This is a genomic window from Actinoplanes sichuanensis, from assembly GCF_033097365.1.
Lineage (GTDB): Bacteria > Actinomycetota > Actinomycetes > Mycobacteriales > Micromonosporaceae > Actinoplanes > Actinoplanes sichuanensis.
Genome location: NZ_AP028461.1, coordinates 10,650,429 through 10,671,435, shown reverse-complemented (window position 1 = coordinate 10,671,435; position 21,007 = coordinate 10,650,429). Strand labels below are relative to the sequence as shown.

Below are 21,007 nucleotides of genomic sequence, written 5' to 3'. Positions count from 1 at the left end.
GGTGCGTTTGTGGGTGCTCCCACCCGTACCGCCGAAGGGTTTAAAGGACTCGATGGACCCAGCCGAAGGGGTCTTCGGCTCGGCCTCGCTGAATGTCGACGAGTTCCTTGCGGATGGCCATGGTGACCTCGCCGGAGCCGCCGTCGGCGACGGTGAAGTCGCCGTCTTCGCTCTTGATCGTGCCGATCGGGGTGATCACGGCGGCGGTGCCGCAGGCGAAAGCCTCGCGGACCCGGCCGGACGCCGCGCCCTCGCGCCACTCCTGAAGGCTGATCGGGCGCTCCTCGACCTTGCGGCCGGCGCGCTCGGCCAGCTTGATCACCGAGTCGCGGGTGATGCCCGGCAGGATCGTGCCGGTCAGCGGCGGGGTGATCAGGCTGCCGTCGTCGAGGACGAGGAAGACGTTCATGCCGCCCAGCTCGTCGATGTACTTGCGCTCCACCGCGTCGAGGTAGACGACCTGGTCGCAGCCGTGCTCGGAGGCCTCGGCCTGGGCCGAGAGACCGGCCGCGTAGTTGCCGCCGCACTTGGCCGCGCCGGTGCCGCCGGGCGCCGCGCGGGTGAAGTCGGGCGTCACCCAGATGCTGACCGGCTTGACGCCGCCGGAGAAGTACGGCCCGACCGGGGAGGCGATGACCAGGTAGAGGTACTCGTTGGCCGGGCGGACACCGAGGAACACCTCGCTCGCGTAGGCGAACGGGCGCAGGTAGAGGCTGCCCTCCGGGTCCTCGGGGATCCAGTTCCGGTCGATCTTGATGATCTCGTGGAGGGACTGGAGGAACGTCTCCACCGGCAGAGCCGGCATCGCCATCCGCGCCGCGGACTGGTTGAACCGGTTCGCGTTCGCGTCCGGGCGGAACATCGCGACCCCACCGTCGGGTGTCGTATACGCCTTAAGACCCTCGAAGATCTCCTGCGCGTAGTGCAGGACGGCACTCGCCGGGTCCATCGGGATCGGCCCGCGGGCCTCGACGCGCGGCTCATACCAGCCTTTGCCGTCGGCGTAGCGCACCGTGACCATGTGGTCGGTGAAGATGCGGCCGAAACCGGGGCTGGCCAGCAGTGCGGCGCGGTCCGCGTCGCTGACGGGTGCCGGGTTCGGACGGATCTCGAAATCGAGGTGGTCACCACCGCTCATGACAGGTGGACCTGCTTTCTGCACGAAGAATGGAAGCATGCGTGGGGGCACCCGCAGTGCCCCATGAATTTACCCCGAACGGTCGTTAAAAAATAATGACCATGGGTGAGCAGCCCCGTAGGGCTGAGTGACGAGACCGGCCGGTCAGACGGCTGCGGCGACGCGGTCGCCGACTTCGGCGGTACGCAGCGGCGCGCCCGGCGTGCGGGACGCGACCTCGGCCGCGACCGCCTCGGTTACTCGACGGGCCTCGTCCAGCTTGCCCAGGTGCTCCAGCAGCAGGGCCGCGGACAGGATGGCGGCCGCCGGGTCGGCGATGCCCTTGCCGGCGATGTCCGGCGCGGAGCCGTGCACGGGCTCGAACGTCGACGGGTAGATGCGCTCCGGGTTGACGGAGCCGCTGGCCGCCATGCCGATGCCGCCGGTCACGGCCGCGGCGATGTCGGTGAGGATGTCACCGAAGAGGTTGTCGGTCACCACGACGTCGTATCGCTGCGGGTTCGTCACCAGGAACATGCTGGCCGCGTCGACGTGCTGGTACTCGGTGGTGACCTCGGGGTACTCGGACGCGACGGCGGCGAACGCCCGCGACCACAGGTTGCCGGCGTGGGTCAGCACGTTGGTCTTGTGCACCAGGGTGACGTGGCGGCGGTCGCGGCGCTGCGCGCGGGCGAACGCGTCACGGATGACCCGCTCGACACCGTGCCGCGTGTTCAGGCTCTCCTCGGTCGCGATCTCGGCGGGCGTGTTCTTGTGCAGCACGCCACCGGCGCCGACGTAGAGGCCCTCGGTGCCCTCCCGGACCACGACCAGGTCGATCTCGCCGGGCTTCACGCCGGCCAGCGGGCTCGACGTGCCGGGCCACAGCTTCGACGGGCGGAGGTTCACATACTGGTCGAAGTCGAAACGGAGCTTCAGCAGCAGGCCGCGCTCCAGAACGCCCGGCGGGACACTCGGGTCACCGATGGCGCCCAGCAGGATCGCGTCGTGGCCGGCCAGCTCGTCCTCGACCGACTGCGGCAGCACCTCGCCGGTGCGGTTGTAGAGGCGGGCGCCCAGGTCATACTCGTTGTAGACGACTCCGGGGAGCACGGCGTCGATGACCTTGCGAGCCTGAGCGGTCACCTCGGTACCGATGCCGTCGCCGCCGACAACCGCGATCCGCGCCACGCTCACGTCAACTCCCCCAACGTTTCTGGTAAACCCTGGCCAGGCTACCCGCCCGTCCCGATCACCGGTACGGGAGTCCCATCAGATGAACAGCCGAGGAATGCGAACAGCCCCCGGACCGCGGCAAACGGTCACGGGGGCTGTAGCGACGAGAAGTCCCGCCGGGATACGCACCGCTCGTCCCGGAAACGGACACCATCACCCGAAGACAGGCCCGTACGAGACGTGCGGCTTGGGGGACAACGCTAGCGAGACGGACTTATGACGCGCAAGCCGCGCGCCCCGCGTGTCGCCGCACTTTCATCGCGGAGGAGGCGACCGTCTCGCCGGACAGGCCACACCGACCACATACTTTTCTGCAGAGCAGCAGGCGTGGCCCGGCCATGACCGAGCCACGCCCATCGTGCGCCTACAGTCTTGCCGCCAGCGCTTCGTACCTCTTACGGGCTGAGGCCTGACACTCCTCCCGGAGATCGCTCCCCTCTGCCTCGTAGACGCGCGTCACGTGATCGCGTGCCTGGAATCGACGCTCTTCTTCGGCGAACGAGTTTCCCGGCACTGCACTGTCCATCTGCTCCATCGCGGTCAGCATCACGTGCCCGCACTTGACCGCGAACTCCGGATCATCGCTCGCCGCGCAGGCGAGCGCATAACGCAACGCCAGAGCCGAGTACATTGCGTAGATCTCGGCGGTATCCGAGATCCCCTCCTCCGACGGCTCGAACTCCTCGAACCTTTCCACCTGCTCCAGTAGACGGCTATAGGTGGTCACCGAGACACCGGACCACAACGAATACAGGGCGTTGACAAACGTTTCCACATCGAGCGACCGCGAAATCTGAGGACCGCGCAGTCCGGTGAAAATCTGAGCCACCCGTTCTGCACAGCCCGCCACGAATGCGCGGCGCACCGCTGCATCAGATCGGTTCAGCCTGGCGATCGTGTCGGCTTCAACGAGCACCCTAGCCCCCGAGAATTACTTTGACGAAACTTCGCTGCCGCGTCGTCTTCTTGCCGTCGCCAGGGTACACCTCGCCTTGCATCGCACCGCCGAACCTCTTGACCCAGACATGGCACTTGGCGCGGCACACATTCCGGGAGGTTCCACCGGCTATCAGCTTGTAGCCATTGACGTGCATATACAGGAAGATGTTCTGTTCGGCGTCCGTCCCAGGGATGTTCGGTACACGCATCTCGCCTGGCTTCAGCGGCACAGACATCTGAGCCTTCGTGAATCCGTCACCACTCGCACCGATCAGGTTCACCGGGCCGAGAGGTGTTTCAGCCCGGATCACAGCGATGGTGCTGACATTCTTCTTGATGTACTCGTCCGGCTCCGCGTCCCAGATCTCCTTGGCGCGATCCGAGAAGTCACAGTTGTGCACCAGCACCGGCGTGTTGCCGGCCAGCACGTAGTACGTGTGAATGTCAGCGACGGTGAGGTTGTGAACCACCGCTTGCGCGCTGCTGTGGTGGACGGCCGAGATCTGCACCAACGTGCCTGCGCTGGTCCGCAGCCACTGCTGAGGAGCAAGATCCTCCGCGTCGATCCATTCGGACAGAGAGGGCACCCAGAAGGGGTGGTTGTGTGTTGCGGTGACGGTTCCCGTGTCGTCGCCACGGTCACCGTCCACGTCGACGGTGATTTCGACCAGCTTCTTGTCGCCGCTCCCGACGATCGTGTCGGTCACCGGCTTGGCCTCGGTGCGTCCGCCGACCGGGTCGGTCGCCAGGACCTGGTCTCCGACGGTCAGATCCTCGATGGGACGGGTAGAGCCGTCGGCAAGTAGTACCGGAGTGCCGGGCAGGAAGCTGTTGTCAAGGCAAGGCTTGCTCGTGAACTTCTCAACGAGCTCACCCACCTTCCTACGGGCCTTCTGTACCCCCTCGGAGAACTTCTCGTACTTCTTGTAGAGGTCCCAGACATTGCCCAGCTTCTTGAGCTTGCCCCAGGGGAGCAGATCGAGGACGGCCCAGAAACAGGCGCCGACACTCGGCTTGGTGACACATTCTTTGATCTCGCCGAGGAACAGGTCCCCGAGGAACTCGAGCCCGTTCTCCTTGATGAAGTCGATTACTCCCTGGTCGGCCGCCTTCTTGGCTGCCTCGTAATCCGCACGTTCGTCCGGGTTCAACGTCTCGAGGAACGTCTTCTCCTGCTCAGGAGTCAGGTTGGCGCCGTTCTCCAACGCCTTCTCGAGCTCTTCACGATCAGTGGCCTCGGCACGCTCGTAGGCCTTCTGCGCTTCGACGGCATGTTCCAAAGCCTTCGCTGCGGCATCAGCAGCGCTGTCGGCATACCCCTGAGCGGATTCCGCCAGCTTCTTCGCTTTGGCGGCGGAGGCTTCCGCTCGATCGGCGGCTCCGCGGGCAGCGGCTGCATCATTTTCCGCGGCAGTGGCAGCACTGTTTGCTGCATCGGCATCGTTTTGTGCCTGCTGAGCACTGCGTCCGGCTATCGACGCATCATTGGCTGCTTCATTCGCCGCCTGCCGGGCTGCGGCGGCATCGGCTCTGGCTTGCGCGTCAGCGCGAGCGGCACTAGCTGCTGCCGCACGGGCGGCAGCGCCGTCGACGGCCGCCTGGGCGGCGTACTTTTTCGCCTCGGCTGCCGACTGAGCCGCGTCAGCCGCCGACTTGGCGGCCTGCGCAGCGGCAACATAGGCGGGCCTGACTTGTGCGTTCGCCAGCTCGGCAGCCTGCTGGGCCTTGGCTGCCGCAGTGAGCGCCTCCTGCGCCCGCGCTGCCGCCGCGGCCGCCTGCTCCTCACCAATCGATTTGGCCTGCTCGGCAACGAGCTTGACGAAATCGGCGTCGATGTCGGTTCCGGTGAATGGTGAGACCATCGCCAGCGCCGCATCATGCGGATCCGCAATGCCCGCCGATGACACGGCAGCGGCGTTGGCAGCACGGATCGCGATGTCCGCCTGTGCGGCGGCGGCAACGGCCTCGGTCGTGGCGGCCTCGGCCTCATCCCTGGTACGGTCCGCTGCCCACAGCGCACGAACCGCCTCTTCAGCCGCTTGCCGAGCTAGATTCACCGCCGTCGTCGCGGCCTGGGCTGCCTTGATCTGCTGGGCGGTCGCTACAGAGGCTTTCGCGTCCGCCTGCACTCGGGCCGCATGCGTGGCCTTTGCTGAGGCTTCGGCCCTGTCGGCTGCTGCGTCCGCCGCCTCGGCAGCGGCACGTGCTTGTTCGGCCGCCGCCCAAGCCCGGTCCGCAGCACGCTGGGCCTGTGTGGCAGCCGAACGAGCGTTCGCCGCCGCACCGGTCGCGGTGTTCGCGTATCCCCGGGCCGACTTGGACGCGCCGTCCGCCGTCCGGAATTCGGCGTCCGCCTGATTCGCCGCCGCCTGGGCCTGGTTGCGAGCCTCCTCGCTATCGGTCTTGGCAACCATCGCCTTGGCGAACTGAGCCTTCGCTTCAGCTGTCTGCCGGTTACGTTCCGCGGCGAGTGCGGCGTCACGCGCCTGCGCCGCCGCCGCTTCCTTGTCCCAGGCTGCGTCGGCCGCTCCAGCGGCGTTTCCGTCCGCAGTCTCAGCACGCTTCACCGCGCCGTCGGCAATGGCGGCTTGGGCCTCAGCGTTCGCCCGGGCCGAACGTGCGGCGGCGGCCTGTCGTTCGGCCTCGGCGCGGTGCTGGGCGGCGAGAGCCGCCTGTTCCTGGGCGATCTGCCGCTGGCGTTTGGCCTCGGCCGCCTGTGCCTCGGCTTCCTGCCGGTGGCGGCGGGTCTTCTCCGCTTCCGCCCACGCCTTCGCCTCAGCCGCCTGCGCCTGCTCCCGCGCCTTCTTCGCCCGCGCCGCCGCCGTCTTCGCCGCAGCCGCCTGCTTCGCCGCCGCCGCAGCCAACTTCGCCGCCGACCTCGCGTGCTCCTCAGCGTGCTCACGCCACTTGATCGCCTGCGCCGCGTGTGCCTCCGCCTGCGCTTGAGCGCCCTGCGCATTGTTCGTCGCGACAGTGGCGTCCGAGGCGTGCACCGCGGTCTCGGTCGCACCGACCGCAGCGGCCGCGGCATCGCTCATCCCCTGCGCGATCTCTGCCCATTCGGCCCCGTACTCCAACCCGGTATCGATCAGGTCATCAGCCGCCGTCCACGCGGTCTGCGCCGCGATCCCCGCCTCACGCGCAGCCGCCTGCGCATAACCCAACTGCCGTTTGACCTCAGCGTTCGCCGATGCCAACTCAGATGACTTCGACGCCGCCGTACCCGAACGGGCGAGCACACGGGCCGAGTGCCGAGCACCGTTGGCGGCCGCGGCCATCGCGTTCGACGCCTGCTGCAACGCCCGAACACCCTCACCATGCGCCACCAACAGACGACGACGAGCCTCCGACGCCCGCGCCGACTTCTGCGCCAACTCGGTGAGTTCCTCGGCCGCCTTGTTCCGCGCCTCGAGGTCCTTCAGATACTGCTCACGCTCCGCAGCATCCGCCCGCGCCGCCGTCAGATAACCACCGTCGAGGAACGCATTGACCGCATTGTCGTCACCGGCGAACGCCGCCTCCGCGGCACGCTTGACATTGGACTCCGCCGGAGCCATCGCCGCGATCAGCCGCACCCGCTCCCGCAACGTCGCCGCACGCTCAGCAGCGTCATCACCGGTCTTCTTGTCACGATCACGGGCGATCGCCGCGCCGTAGGCGAGGAACGCCGCCCGGTCACTGTCAGTGCCCGCGAGAACCCGCTCGACCTCGGCGTTGAAGTACGGGCCACCCGTACCCTTCAACGCCTTGATCTTGGCCAGATCGTCCGCGGCCTCCTGCTTCTTACGCGCCGCGACCTGCTTGTCCAACGCCGGCTTGTCCACCGTCGCGAACTTCTGAATCACCACCGGATCACCGGTACTCAAAGCGGCCAAAGCCGCCTCACGAACCTCCGGCTCGGCGGTGAACTCCGCGACATCGGCGACGGCCTTACGCCACCGCTCCGCCATCGTGTCCACACCGGTCGTGCCGTTCCACGACTCGGTGACCAGCTCGGGGATGTCCAGTTCGAGGCCCGGCTCCTCGGACGCCGTCGCGGTCGGGGCCGGGGTCGGGTCGACGGCGAGGGCCGGTGGGGCGTGGAGTCCCGCGCCGACGACCGCGGCCGCCAGCGACGAGATCAGGAATACGCGTAGCCGCGTCAGTTTCACTGCGAAAGTCCTGTTCAGACGAGAGAAGTGGGGGTGAGCAGCGCGGCTTCGGCCGCCAGGGCCCGCTGGTAGAGCACGGCCCATGACGCGGCCTGCTCGGCGGCGGTCTGCTGGGCGGTGAGCCACTGGTCGCGGGTGCCCTGCGCGGTGCCGGCGATGTTCTGCCAGTTCGGGCTGGTGGTGCCGGCCGCCTGGATGGAGATCTGCAGCCAGGTCTCGGCCTGTTGGAGGGCCACCTGCTCGGCCTCGGCCCAGGCGACGCGCGGCTTCGACGTGTGGGCGGCGACGTCGGCCCAGTCCCGGGCGGCCGCGGCGCGCAGTTGCTCCTTCGCCTCGCCGGCCGCGCCGAGGGCCTTCTGCTCGGCGGTCTGGGCGGCGGCCACCAACTCACGCGACTTCAGCAGCCACGCCTTGTCGGCGTCCGCGCACTGCCGGCGGTAGGTCTGGGTGTCCAGTGCGGCCGCGCTCGCCCAGCCGTAGTTGAGGAACTCGGCGACATCGTCGTCGGTGACCACCCGGCGAGCCCAGGCCTGCACCTGCGCGCCGGGGTCGTTGTCGCGCAGGAAGGCGACGAAGTTGCGGTCGTCCTGTTTCACCAGGTCGGCGCGGAGCTTGTCGTCGGCGATCCCCTTGCGATCAAGTTCCAGAGCAACGACATATCCGGTACGGGCGAACTCGTCCAGTTCCACCTCGGAGCCGGCGAGGGCGCGCTGCCCGGCCGCGTTGACCCGTGGATAGGTGCGGGCCGGGTGGGTGGCGACCATCCGCCGCGCATACGTGGTCTGGCGGTCCAGAGTCGCCTGCGCACGTTCCATCGCCGCGGTGTAGCCGATGTCCAGGAACTCGGTGACGGCCGCGATCTTCTCCTCGGCGGTCTCCCCGGTCAGCAGCGCCGACCGAGCCGCGCTACGCACCGCCGCGCGCTCCTCGTAGGCCGACAGCCAGCGGACGAAGAAACGTTCCGCCTCCTGTTGTTCGGCCGAGAGTGTGGTGACGACCACCGGATCCGCGGCCCACGCCGCCCCGGCCCAGGAAACGGCGCTCAATGCCGTGACCGTACTCACCATGAATAGACTTCTGCGTTTCATCGTTTCCCCCGTTGGAACGCACACCAAAACGCCGGCCACCTCCGGTGAACCAGCGCAATAGACGGTGATGGAAGCACGGATACGGCCGTCGCGCCGCCCCGGAATTCCCAGGAAAGTCGACGCCCGGCACGTGATCAGCGGAAATCGAATAGTGAGTCGTCCGTCATCTCGGTGGGCCCTTGTCAATGGGCTGGAATCCGGGCTAGCTTGCCCGGGCGTCAACTCGGGCGACGGCTCTCCGTGCCTCATCCCCGATTCCAGGACGTGTCTTCAGGCCTTTCATACGGGGGAATCAACTTCATGCCACACATCACCGACGGGTTCTCCACCCGACGGCTCCTCACCGTGGGTGTCGCCGCCCTGGCGTTCGCCTCGGTCACGCCGTCCGCCGCGTACGCCGTGCCCGCGCAGCCCCTCCCGCAGGCGGCGCTGGCCGCGGCGGTCGACATGTACGAGGCGAAGCTCGCCGTGGCCGTCAAGTTCGGTCTGGGCGACGACTTCTCGCTGCCGGAGCGGGCGGACCGTGACTTCGTCTACGCGATCTGGTCCCACGTACGCGACAAGCCGCGACACGCCGAGGTCCGGGTCGCTGCGGAGATCGCGCTCGACGCCGCCCCCGAGGACTCCGCCCAGGCCAGCGTCGACTTCATCCTCACCGAGGTGTACGCGGCGTTCGACCGGGACGTCGAGCGGGAGCGCCAGATCGCCGAGGCGAAGCGGCTGAGCGACCTGGCCCGTACCACGGCCGCCGCCGCCATCGACGTGGTCGCGGACGCGGCTCTGCTCACCGGGACCGACGACCAGTTCCTCCTGAAGATCCACGATCTGGTCGACGAGGCGCGGTGGCCGCTGGTCAAGGCCGGCGCCGACGCCGCCCGCAAGGGTTCCGCCGAGCAGCAGACCGCGTTCATCGCGGCCGGGCTGGCCGCGGCGGCCAAGCAGGACACCGAGGACTGGATCCGCAAGGACAAGGAGCGGACGGAGGCCGAGAAGGCCGACGCGCTGGCCCGGGCCGCGAAGCAGTACGCCGCCAACCGGATCGGCCTGCCGGTCACCGAGCAGCTCCTGAGCATGCCCGACCGGGACTTCGTGGTGACCGTCTGGACCCACGCCGACGAGGGCACCGAGGTGCAGATCGCCGCGATCGCGGCGGCCCGCAGCCTGGTCCCGGCGGACTGGAAGGCCTTCATCGACACCGGCGTCCACCAGGCCAAGGACCGGGACATCCAGATCGCGCTGGAGAAGAAGGAAGCTGACGACCGCAAGGCGGTCCAGGGCATCGTCGACCGGTCGCTGAAGGCGGGGTACGTGACGCTGGCCGCGGCCGCCCAGACGGCGCTGACCGGGAGCTACACCGACGTCGTCCGGTTCCTGCAGACCGGGCAGTACCAGGTGCGTACGGACATCGCCGCGGTGGCGGTGTCCGGCAACCGGATCGGCATCCTCACCGCCGACGGCGTCGCGTACGTCAAGGAGGGCACCCTCGGCGCGACCTGGGAGAAGGAGTACTCGGGCGTCAAGCAGCTGGTGCTGGCCGGTGACCGGATCGGCGTCCTGACCAACGACGGTGTCGCTCTGGTGAAGGAAGGTCACCTGGGCGCCGCCTGGGTGACCGAGCAGACCGGGATCAAGCAGCTCGCCCTGGACGGCGACCGGATCGGTGTCCTCACCACCGGCGGCATCGCGTACGTCAAGGAGGGCAGCCTGAGCGCCGGCTGGGTGAACGAGTACAGCAACGTCCAGCAGATCGCCCTGAGCGGCAACCGGATCGGCGTGCTCACCACCGCCGGTGCCGCCCTGGTCAAGCAGGGCACGCTGAGCGCCGCCTGGAGCACCCAGCACACCGGGATGAAGCAGCTCGTCCTCGCCGGCACCCGGATCGGTGTGCTGAGCACCGGCGGTATCGCGTACGTCAAGGAGGGCGCGCTGAACGCCTCCTGGGTCAACGAGCACAGCGGCATCAAGCAGCTGACCCTCACCACCACCCGGATCGGCGTGCTGACCACCGGCGGCATCGCGTACGTCAAGGAGGGTGGTCTCAGCACCGCCTGGGTGAACGAGTACAGCGGTGTCCAGCAGCACGCCCTCAGCGGCAACCGGATCGCGATCGTGACCGGCGACCGGATCGCCCTGGTGAAGGAGGGTGGCCTCGGCGCGGCCTGGACGACCTTCCGGACCGCCCCCGAAGCGGCCTGATCCGCTGGAACCGAAAGGTGGCCCCCGCTCTGAAGAGCGGGGGCCACCTTCGTGTTCGTCAGCCCGCGTCGGCGTCCAGCCAACTCCGGGCGGCCTGCCGATCCTCCGGGTGGGCCCGGTGCCAGTTCGCGAAGAACTCGCCCTGCTTCCGGAGCACCCCGGAATCCCGGGGATGGTGCACCGCCAGGAAGCTGATGCCGTCCTGCCGGACGGTGCCCTGGACGATCACCTCACCGTCAGGGGAGAGCATCACGAACTCCGGATGATGACGGCCGCTGCCGAGCAGGTCGGCCGCGCCCTCCCCCACGATGTCCCACGACGCCGCCAGCCGGACTCCCGCCCAGCGGGAACGAACCGGCCACACGTCCGGTTCCAGAGCGACCGCCACCAGGAATTCGCCGCCTGCACCGAAAAGCCCCGCATCCGACGCGAGCGTGAACCAGGCGTCATTTCCACCCGATTGCCATCCGGGATCCGTGTATCTCAGACTCACCTCGTCGCGGCCGGTATCCGAACCGGCGGAGACCGCATATCGCGCCACCGCGACCGGCACCCGGGGAACGGCTTCGTCGGGCCATCCGATAAAAACGAGACCGGCTTTCCCCAGCCGCTCCGCCAGTTCACTCTCCCGCATTATCGAATCCTATCCGGCACGACGAGATGGCCCTGCCTCGGTGAGGCAGGGCCATATTGCTCACGCTATTTCTTCGTCTTACCCCACCCCGTGAACGGCATGAGTTTGTCGTAGTTGTGGTCCTCGACCAGGGCCATGTACCGGCCGGACGGATGCAGGACGATTCGCCGTTTATCGTTCGGTGCGGCGCCGACGATGTCGAAGATCTTGCCGCCCACCCAGCTCTTCGCGTACCGCGGAGTGCTCTTGCGGTCCTGGTAGAAGTCGGGCTCCAGCAGGCCGGTGTCCTTGTTCTTCGTCAGACGCTGCGGGTAGTCCGGGTTGTTGGCGACCTCGAAGATCGTGTCCTTGATGTCGTCGGCGAGCGACTCGAAGTCCCGGACGGCGTCGACCCGCTCCTTGATCTCGTCCGGCGAGTAGTTCTCCGGGAACCACTCGTCGCAGTTGTGGACGAGAACCGGAGTGTCGCCGGCGAGCACGTAGAACGTGTGGAGGTCGGCCACGGTGAGGTTGTGGACGACCGCCTGCGCCGGACGGTGCTGGACCGCCGAGATCTGCGCCAGGGTGCCGGAGCTGGTGCGAAGCCACTGCTGCGCCACGAGGTTCTCGGCGTCGACCCACTCCGACAGTGCGGGAACCCAGAACGGGTGGTTGTGGGTCGCCGTGATCGTCGAGCCGTCGATCGTGATGTCGACCAGCTTCTTGTCACCGCTGCCGACGATCGTGCCGATCACCGGTCGGGCCGCCGTGAAGCCGCTGACCGGATCGGAGGCCAGCACCTCGTCACCGACGTCCAGGTCGTCGATGGCCCGATGGGATCCGTCGGCGAGGAGAACGGGGGTGCCGGGCAGGAAGCTGTTGTCCTCCTTGCACTTGCCCTTGCGCAGGAACTTCTTGAGGAGGTCGTCGACCTTCCCGCGGGCCTTCTTGACGCCGTCGGTGAACTTCTCGAACTTCTTGTAGAGGTCCCAGACGTTCTTGAGCTTCTTCAGCTTCCCGATCGGGATCAGGTCGAAGATCGCCCAGAAGCAGGCTCCGGCGCTGGGCTTCATCGCGCATTCCTTGAGGTCCCCGAGGATCAGATCCCCGAGGAAGTCCAGCGCGTTCTCCCGGATGAAGTCCTCGAGGCCCTGCTCGGCGGCCTTCTTGGCGGCCTCGTACTCGGCACGCTGCTCCTCGTTGAGGGTCTCGAGGAAGGCCTTCTCCTGTTCCGGCGTCAGCTTGCCGCCGTTCTCCAGGACCTTCTCGATCTCCTCCCGTTCGGCGTTCTCCGTTCGTTCGGACGCCTTCTGCGCCTCGATGGCGTGCTCCAAGGCCTTGGACGCCGCCTCGATGGCGCTTTCGGCGTGCTTCTGCGCGCTCTCCGCGAACTTCTTGGCCTCGGCCGCGGAGGCCTCGGCCCGGTCGGCGGCGCCGCGGGCTGCGGCGGCATCGCGCTCCGCCTCGGTGGCGGCGCTGTTCGCGGCGTTCGCGTCCTGCTGAGCCTGTTCGGCACTGCGGCCGGCGATCGCGGCGTCGTTGGCCGCCTCGTTCGCGGCCTGGCGGGCAGCGAGTGCGTCGGCCCTGGCCTGGGCGTCGGCCCGCCCGGCGCTGATCGCGGCCGCACGGGCGGCGGCTCCGTCGGCGGCGGCCTGGGCGGCGTACTTCTTGGCCTCGGCCGCCGACTGGGCGGCATCAGCAGCGGACCGGGCGGCCTTGGCCGCCGCGGTGTAGGCGGCCGGAACCTGCTCGTTGGCGAGGTCGGCGGCCTCCTGCGCCTTGGTGGCCGCGGTCAGCGCCTCCTGTGCACGAGCCTGAGCCGCATCGACCTGCTCCGCACCGATGATCTTGGCTTGTTCGGCCACCAGTTTGACGAAGTCGGCGTCGATGTCGGTGCCGGTGAACGGCGACACCATGCCGATCGCGGCGTCGTGCGGCCCGGCGATCCCGGCGGCCGACTGACGTGCCGCGGCCGCCGCGTTCACTGCGATATCGGCCTGCACAGCGGCGGCGACCGCCTCGGTGGTGGCGGCCTCGGCCTCGCTCCTGGTCCGGTCCGCCGCCCGCAGCGCCTGGATTGCCTGGTCGGCGGCCTGGGTGGCCAGGTTCATGGCCGCGACCGCAGCCCGGGCCGCCTTGTTCTGCTGGGCTGTCGCCTCGGCTGCCTTGGCATCGGCTCGCACCCGCGCGGCATGGGTCGCCTTGGCCGACGCCTCTGCTTTGTCGGCTGCCGCGTCCGCGGCGGCAGCGGCGGCCCGAGCCGCCTCGGCGGCCGCCCATGCCCGATCGGCGGCGGCCTGCGCCTGCGTGGCGGCGCTGCGGGCACCCGCGGCGGCGCCGGTCGCGCTGTTGGCGTATCCCCGTGCCGACTTGGCCGCGCCGTCCGCGGTCTGGTACTCACGATCGGCCTCGGCCGAGGCGGCCAGCGCGTTGTTCCGCTCCTCGGCACTGTCCGACTTGGCCACCCAGCTCTTGTGGTACTGCGCCTTCGCTTCGGCCGTCTGCCGGTTCCGCTCAGCGGCGAGCGCCGCGTCGCGGGCGGCCGCCGCCTCACGCTCCTTGCCCCACGCGTTGGCGTCCGCGGCAGCGGCCTTGTCGTCTGCGGTCCGGGAACGCTTTGCGGCACCGTCGGCGATGGTCGCCTGGGCCTCCGCGTGCTGGCGTGCGGCACGTGCGGCGGCGGCCTGTCGTTCGGCCTCGGCGCGGTGCTGGGCGGCGAGAGCCGCCTGTTCCTGGGCGATCTGCCGCTGGCGTTTCGCTTCGGCCGCCTGTGCCTCGGCTTCCTGCCGGTGGCGGCGGGTCTTCTCCGCCTCGGCCCATGCCTTCGCCTCAGCCGCCTGCGCCTGCTCACGGGCCTTCTTCGCCCGCGCCGCCGCCGTCTTCGCCGCAGCCGCCTGCTTCGCCGCCGCCGCCGCCAGCTTCGCCGCCGACTTGGCGTGCTCCTCAGCGTGCTCACGCCACTTGATCGCCTGCGCCGCATGAGCCTCGGCCTGCGCCTGCGCACCCTGCGCATTGTTCGTCGCGATCGTCGCATCCGACGCGTGCACCGCCGTCTGCGTCGCACCCACCGCAGCCGTCGCGGCCTCGCTCATGCCCTGCGCGATCTGCGCCCACTCAGCCCCGTACTCCAGGCCGGTCGCGATGATGTCGTCGGCAGCGGTCGACGCGGTCTGTGCCGCGATCCCCGCCTCACGCGCAGCCGCCTGCGCGTAACCCAGCTGCCGTTTGACCTCGGTGTTCGCCGTGGAAAGCTCGCCCGACTTCGACGCCGCCGTACCCGAACGGGCGAGCACACGGGCCGAGTGCCGAGCACCGTTGGCGGCCGCGGCCATCGCGTTCGACGCCTGCTGCAACGCCCGAACACCCTCACCATGCGCCACCAACAGACGACGACGAGCCTCCGACGCCCGCGCCGACTTCTGCGCCAACTCGGTGAGTTCCTCGGCCGCCTTGTTCCGCGCCTCGAGGTCCTTCAGATACTGCTCACGCTCCGCAGCATCCGCCCGCGCCGCCGTCAGATAACCACCGTCGAGGAACGCATTGACCGCATTGTCGTCACCGGCGAACGCCGCCTCCGCGGCACGCTTGACATTGGACTCCGCCGGAGCCATCGCCGCGATCAGCCGCACCCGCTCCCGCAACGTCGCCGCACGCTCAGCAGCGTCATCACCGGTCTTCTTGTCACGATCACGGGCGATCGCCGCGCCGTAGGCGAGGAACGCCGCCCGGTCACTGTCCGAACCGGCGAGAACCCGCTCGACCTCGGCGTTGAAGTACGGGCCACCCGTACCCTTCAACGCCTTGATCTTGGCCAGATCGTCCGCGGCCTCCTGCTTCTTACGCGCCGCGACCTGCTTGTCCAACGCCGGCTTGTCCACCGTCGCGAACTTCTGAATCACCACCGGATCGGCTGTCACCAGCGCGGCTAGCGCCGCGTCACGAACCTCCGGCTCGGCGGTGAACTCGGCGACATCGGCGACGGCCTTACGCCACCGCTCCGCCATCGTGTCCACACCGGTCGTGCCGTTCCACGACTCGGTGACCAGCTCCGGAATCTTGATGTCCGGGTCGGGTTCGTCCGTGGCGGTGGGCGCCGGGGTGGGCGTGGGGTCGGCGAAGGCCGGTGGGGCGTGGAGTCCCGCGCCGACGACCGCGGCCGCCAGCAACGAGATCAAGGCAGCATGAAGCCGCGGCTTGAGTCTCACAACACATCCGTTTCGAAGATGGGCCCGCAGCAGGGCAGGCGTGGGCGCTCCGAGGCCACACGGCCTCGGAGCGCGAGTCGGGAGGTCGGTCAGGCGGGCGTCTTGGACCAGGCGCGCTCGGCGGCCAGCGCCTTGTTGTACAGGTCCGTCCAGTAAGTGGCCTGCTCGCCGGCCGTACGGCTGTCGATGGCCCATTGACCGCTGATGCCGCCGGAGGCGTCGAGGATCGGCTTCCAGTTGGCGGTCTTGGCGGCGGCCGCTGCGGCCGCGACCTGACGCCACACCTCGGCCTGGCCGAGGGCGACCCGCTCGGCGTCCTGCCACGCCACCTTGGCCGGGCCGGCGTTCTGCGCGATGCCACCCCAGGCTCGGGCGGCGGTGGCACGGGCCTGAGCCAGGGCCTCGCCGGCCGCGGTGCGGGCCTTCTCCTCGGCGTTCTGCGCTTCGATGGTCAGGCGAGCGACCTCACGTCGCCAGGTCGCCTCGCGGACCGCGATCTCGCTGCGGTGCGCCCGCACGTCGAGACCGGCCGAGTACGCCCAGCCGTGGTTGAAGAACTCCACCAGGTCACCGTCGTCGGCGCCGGCCCGCAGTGCCCACGCCGCGGCGAGTTTCACCTGCGCGCCGGGGTCGTGATCGCGCAGGTTCGCCACGTACGCACGGTCGGTCGCGACCAGTGCGGCGGCCTGCTCGCCGTCCTCCTTCCGGACCCGGCGGTCGCGGTCCTTGGCCGCGCCATAGCCGGACCGGACGAACTCCTCCTGCTCGACCGGAGAGGCGATCCACGCCTCCCGGGCCGCGGCGCAAACCTCCGGTGAATACTCCGGCACGCACGTGTCGACGATGTACTTAACGAAGTCGGTATTGCGCGCCGAGACATCCGCCGCCAGTGACTCTGCGTATTCCCATTCCGATTGGAAGAACCGCAGAATGCCCGCCGCGACATCCTCGTCGAGCAGGGCGGTCCATGCGGTGGAGCGCACCATGGCGCGTTCGTCATAGTTGGCGAGCCAGAGCACGAAATCGTACTCTGCGTCATTGACGGCTGATTCAGCTGTCGTGGAGACCGCGGGCGGACCCGCCGCGGCCGGGACTGCGACGCCAGTCACAGCGCCAGAAGTCAACGTCACTACGGCCATCGCCGCAGCTAGAGCGCGTGAGCGCATGCAAGCTCCCCCGTGGAACCCGAAAATGATCATTACCGCAGGTGAGGCATGGAAACACCAGGCACCGAGCGGCAACGCGAAGGCGCGATCCATCCGGACCGATGGATTCGCGCCGCTGGCATTGAATCACATGAACAGGAATTCGCTCGCCCTGGGTTTTTCTGAAAGGAAACTGAGAGTAACGACCGGTCTTGCGGACGCATCGATCACTTCGATAGCATCCGGCGACCGCGACGCATCCGGCATACGGGGAAGGCCGGCCACACCTCGGTGTGGACGCGACGCGCATCGAATCACGGGGTTCCACATGCGTATTTCCACAGTTCTTGCTCGCGCCGTGTCCGAAACACCAGACGAGCCACACCGGGTCTGCTGACTCTCCGGGGAACTGAACTCTCTCTTTCACACAGCCGTCCGGCGCACCTGACGTGTGTCCACGATGGCTGCTGCCTCCGTACCGCCGACACGTGATTTCGCCGTGCCCGCGGTACGCCCACCCCCAGAAACTCAGAAAGGCCGACGTGAAGATCATCACGCGTGCGAGGTTGACCGGTCTCGCCGGCGCCGCCACCGCTGTCGTGCTGGCCGCGACCTCCTTCCCGGCACCCGCCTACGCCGCCGAAACCCCCGCGACCCTGGCCGAGAAGGCCGCGGCACTGCGAGCCCTCGGCCTGGAGCCGACCGCGGTCCGCACCGGCTACAAGGACTGCGATCTCACCATCGAGATCTGGAACGCCCTAGCCGGCCAGCAGTTCCGCGGCGAAGTACGAACCGCAGCGGTCACCGCCTACACCGACCCGGCATCACTGGCCGGCGACGCCAGCAAGTGCACCCTCTTCATCCGCACCGACGTGTTCGCAGCCAAACAACGCGACGTCGCCATCCAGATCGCCGCCGAAGAGCAGGACCGCATCGAACGCGAGCTCAAGCAGAAGGCCGCCCTCACCATCGGCCTCACCATCACCACCGACGACCTCGGCCTGACCGTCAAGAACTTCGTCGACCTGATCCGCAAGAGCGACAAGGCCGGCACCCGGGTCAAGGCCGCCGCTCTGGCCGCCGGCGACGGCACCCACACCGACCAGCTCGCCTTCCTCGGTGACGGCATCGTGACCGCCCACGAAACCGACCGGATGATCGAGATCGAGGAGATTGCGCACGGCAACGAGGCGCTGCGGCTCAAGCTGATCGAGGAGGCCGCTCGCAAGCGCGCGATGGCCGTGCTGCTGGTCGCGGCCACCGACGGCATGCTCGCCGCCAGCGATCGTGACTTCATCACCTACATCTGGGAGAACGCCGCCCAGGGCACCGAGGTCCGCGGCGCCGCCGAGCGTGCCGTCCTCAGTCGCGAGCCCGCCGACTGGAACGCCTACATCCACACCGGCATCCACGAGGCCCGCGAAGCCGACCGCCAACTCGCCATGCGCAAGAAGTACGAAGCCGACGTGGCCAAGGCGGAGGAGGTCCTGGCCCAGGCCGACAAGGAGGGCTACCACGTCCTCGCGATCGCCACGCGGAAGGCGCTCGCCGGCTCCGCCACCGAACTCGGCGACTTCGTCAGCTTCGGCCAGTACGACCTCGATCTGATCACCGGATTCGAGACCGGCGAGGTTCCGCTCAACTGGTCGCACAGCCCGGCCTGGACCGGTTCCATCCGGAACGTCAACGCCTGTTCGCTCGCCGACACGGCGACGTACAAGGACGCCGTCGCGAAGGCCGTCGCCAACGTCACCGCCAAGACGAAGTCCGTCAAGGACCTGGAAGCCACCGTCGCCTCCGCGACGGGCGCGGCGAAGGTGGCCGCACAGGCCAAGCTGATCACCGCGAGGCTCAACCTGCAGGTCGCGCAGGACCACAAGATCGAGATGGACAAGCTGGCGGCCGCCTGTGCCGCCAAGGCTCCGGAGAACTCCGTCGTCGCGGAACGCGCCCACTCCGGCAGCAAGGCCATCCGGGTGTACGGCGTCGACCAGAACGCCACCCAGTCGTACGCCTACTTCCAGGCCCTGAACCTGAGCCGGATCTCGGTCAAGCCCACCACGAAGCTGACCTACTGGGTCTACCCGGAGTCGAACACCACGGTGGGCCACGTGGTCGCCGCCAACAGCACCTGCCTCGCCGTCGACCTCACCTTCAGCAATGGCGCCAACCTGCGTGACTCCGGTGCGGTCGACCAGAAGGGCAACCGGGTGCACCCCGCCCACCAGTGTGGACGGCTCACCCCGGAGACGTGGAACAAGGTCGAGGTCAGCCTCGCCGGGTTCAACGGCCGGGCGATCACCGGTCTGCAGATCGCCTACGACCAGCCGGGCAACACCGGCGCGTTCCGCGGCTACATCGACGACATCAGCATCGCCGACTGACCATACACCCCCAGTGCGCATCCGACTTTTCAGAAAGGCCGACGTGAAGATCATCACGCGTGCGAGGTTGACCGGTCTCGCCGGCGCCGCCACCGCTGTCGTGCTGGCCGCGACCTCCTTCCCGGCACCCGCCTACGCCGCCGAAACCCCCGCGACCCTGGCCGAGAAGGCCGCGGCACTGCGAGCCCTCGGCCTGGAGCCGACCGCGGTCCGCACCGGCTACAAGGACTGCGATCTCACCATCGAGATCTGGAACGCCCTAGCCGGCCAGCAGTTCCGCGGCGAAGTACGAACCGCAGCGGTCACCGCCTACACCGACCCGGCATCACTGGCCGGCGACGCCGGCAAGTGCACCCTCTTCATCCGCACCGACGTGTTCGCAGCCAAACAACGCGACGTCGCCATCCAGATCGCCGCCGAAGAGCAGGACCGCATCGAACGCGAGCTCAAGCAGAAGGCCGCCCTCACCATCGGCCTCACCATCACCACCGACGACCTCGGCCTGACCGTCAAGAACTTCGTCGACCTGATCCGCAAGAGCGACAAGGCCGGCACCCGCGTGAAAGCGGGCGCCCAGACCGCCTACGACGCCTCCGCAGCGGAGCAGATGACCTTCCTCGGCGACGGCATCGTGACCGCCCACGAAGCCGACCGGGAAGAGCAGATCCGCATCGAAGCCGGAGAGAACGAGGCGCTGCGGCTCAAGCTGATCGAAGAGGCCGCCCGCAAACGCGCCCTCGCCGTCCTGCTCGTCGCCGCCACCGACGGCATGCTCGCCGCCAGCGACCGCGACTTCATCACCTACATCTGGGAGAACGCCGAAGAGGGAACCACGGTTCGCGGCGCCGCCGAACGTGCCGTCCTCAGCCGCGAACCCGCCGACTGGAACGACTACATCCACACCGGCATCCACGAAGCCCGCGAAGCCGATCGCCAACTCGCCCTGCGCAAGAAGTACGAAGCCGACGTGGCCAAGGCCGACGCCGTCCTCGCCGAGGCGACCGCCGCGGGTCAGCACATCCTCGCGGTGGCCGCACGCAAGGCCCTGGCCGGCAGCGCCACCGAGCTGGACCAGTTCCTCCGGGTCGGGCAGTTCGACCTCGACCTGGTCACCGGGTTCGAGACCGGTGAGGTCCCGCTGAACTGGAGTCACACCCCGGCGTGGAGCGACGCGATCCAGGGCGTCAACGCCTGCCCGATCGCCGACACCCAGTCCCACGCCACGAAGGTCGCCAGCACCACCGCGGCCGTCGCCACCGCCGCCGCCAGTGTGCGGTCCGCCGAGGCCGCACTCGCCGCGATCCCGGCGTCGAGCACCGCCGCCCGGGCCGCCGCGGCGGCGAAGGTGGCCGCGACGAAGGCCCAGCTCGCCACCGCCGAGAAGAACAAGGCCGCCGCGGTCGCCGCGCAGGCCGCCTGTGCCGCCAAGAAGCCGGAGAACTCGGTCGTCAACAACGAGCGGGCGCACACCGGCACCAGCGCGATCCGCTACTACGGCGTCGACCAGAGCACCAGCCGGTCGCACGCCTACTTCAACGCGATCAACCTGACCCGCATCACGGTCAAGCCCACCACCAAGCTGACCTACTGGGTCTACCCCGAGTCGAACAGCTGGATCAACCACGTCGTCGCGGCCAACAGCACCTGTGTCGCGGTCGACCTGCTGTTCAGCAACGGCTCGACACTGCGTGACTCCGGGGCCGTCGACCAGAAGGGCAACCGGGCGCACCCCTCGTTCCAGTGCGGCAAGCTCACGCCGGAGACCTGGAACAAGGTCGAGGTGAACCTGGGCGCTCACTTCAACGGGCAGGCCATCACCACCCTGCGGATCGCCTACGACCAGTACCCGAACACCGGCTCGTACCGCGGCTACTTCGACGACATCTCCATCACCGACTGAATCTGCTGTCGCCTCACCGGGCCGGCCGGCAGA

Annotated in this window: 11 protein-coding genes; 3 read left to right on the top strand and 8 right to left on the bottom strand. The window is 68.6% G+C overall.

Features of this window, described 5'->3' with window-relative positions; translation table 11 throughout:
• Window positions 1-40 precede the first annotated feature (40 nt).
• From Q0Z83_RS49070 to Q0Z83_RS49050, 5 genes are all read right to left on the bottom strand, one after another.
• The gene (locus Q0Z83_RS49070) at window positions 41-1,138 is read right to left on the bottom strand and encodes a branched-chain amino acid aminotransferase (RefSeq protein WP_317790452.1); all 1,098 of its coding nucleotides are present in this window, start codon (window positions 1,136-1,138) and stop codon (window positions 41-43) included.
• 144 nt (window positions 1,139-1,282) lie between these two features.
• The gene (locus tag Q0Z83_RS49065) at window positions 1,283-2,308 is read right to left on the bottom strand and encodes a 3-isopropylmalate dehydrogenase (RefSeq protein WP_317797336.1); all 1,026 of its coding nucleotides are present in this window, start codon (window positions 2,306-2,308) and stop codon (window positions 1,283-1,285) included.
• Between the two features lie 409 nt (window positions 2,309-2,717).
• Entirely contained in the window at window positions 2,718-3,269 is a 552-nt protein-coding gene (locus Q0Z83_RS49060; RefSeq protein WP_317790451.1) for a hypothetical protein, read from the bottom strand.
• Window position 3,270: 1 nt separating this feature from the next.
• Complete coding sequence (locus Q0Z83_RS49055; protein WP_317790450.1) at window positions 3,271-7,443, bottom strand: Hint domain-containing protein; 4,173 nt, start codon at window positions 7,441-7,443, stop codon at window positions 3,271-3,273.
• Window positions 7,444-7,457: 14 nt separating this feature from the next.
• The gene (locus Q0Z83_RS49050) at window positions 7,458-8,489 is read right to left on the bottom strand and encodes a hypothetical protein (protein WP_317790449.1); all 1,032 of its coding nucleotides are present in this window, start codon (window positions 8,487-8,489) and stop codon (window positions 7,458-7,460) included.
• A gap of 342 nt (window positions 8,490-8,831) precedes the next feature.
• Between Q0Z83_RS49050 and Q0Z83_RS49045 the strand changes: the two genes are divergently transcribed.
• A complete protein-coding gene (locus Q0Z83_RS49045; protein ID WP_317790448.1) occupies window positions 8,832-10,727 on the top strand; it encodes a hypothetical protein in 1,896 nt (631 codons plus the stop codon).
• 58 nt (window positions 10,728-10,785) lie between these two features.
• On the opposite strand, the gene Q0Z83_RS49040 is transcribed toward Q0Z83_RS49045, so the two are convergent.
• The 3 genes from Q0Z83_RS49040 to Q0Z83_RS49030 all read right to left on the bottom strand — a co-directional run bounded on the left by Q0Z83_RS49040 (window position 10,786) and on the right by Q0Z83_RS49030 (window position 16,564).
• Window positions 10,786-11,361 (bottom strand): hypothetical protein, encoded by a 576-nt coding sequence (locus Q0Z83_RS49040; protein ID WP_317790447.1) that lies wholly within the window; start codon window positions 11,359-11,361, stop codon window positions 10,786-10,788.
• Between the two features lie 65 nt (window positions 11,362-11,426).
• Window positions 11,427-15,515: a polymorphic toxin-type HINT domain-containing protein gene (locus Q0Z83_RS49035; protein WP_317790446.1), complete on the bottom strand. Its 4,089-nt coding sequence runs from the start codon at window positions 15,513-15,515 to the stop codon at window positions 11,427-11,429.
• Between the two features lie 119 nt (window positions 15,516-15,634).
• Window positions 15,635-16,564: a hypothetical protein gene (locus Q0Z83_RS49030; RefSeq protein ID WP_317790445.1), complete on the bottom strand. Its 930-nt coding sequence runs from the start codon at window positions 16,562-16,564 to the stop codon at window positions 15,635-15,637.
• 668 nt (window positions 16,565-17,232) lie between these two features.
• Between Q0Z83_RS49030 and Q0Z83_RS49025 the strand changes: the two genes are divergently transcribed.
• Together Q0Z83_RS49025 and Q0Z83_RS49020 are read left to right on the top strand one after the other, a co-directional pair.
• The gene (locus Q0Z83_RS49025) at window positions 17,233-19,074 is read left to right on the top strand and encodes a hypothetical protein (RefSeq protein WP_317790444.1); all 1,842 of its coding nucleotides are present in this window, start codon (window positions 17,233-17,235) and stop codon (window positions 19,072-19,074) included.
• A 43-nt stretch (window positions 19,075-19,117) separates the two neighbouring features.
• A complete protein-coding gene (locus tag Q0Z83_RS49020; protein WP_317790443.1) occupies window positions 19,118-20,974 on the top strand; it encodes a hypothetical protein in 1,857 nt (618 codons plus the stop codon).
• Window positions 20,975-21,007 lie beyond the last annotated feature (33 nt).

Coding starts and splice junctions, on each gene's coding strand:
- Q0Z83_RS49045 (WP_317790448.1), top strand. CDS start 8,832: ATGCCACACATCACCGACGGGTTCTCCACCCGACGGCTCCTCACCGTG.
- Q0Z83_RS49040 (WP_317790447.1), bottom strand. CDS start 11,361: ATGCGGGAGAGTGAACTGGCGGAGCGGCTGGGGAAAGCCGGTCTCGTT.
- Q0Z83_RS49070 (WP_317790452.1), bottom strand. CDS start 1,138: ATGAGCGGTGGTGACCACCTCGATTTCGAGATCCGTCCGAACCCGGCA.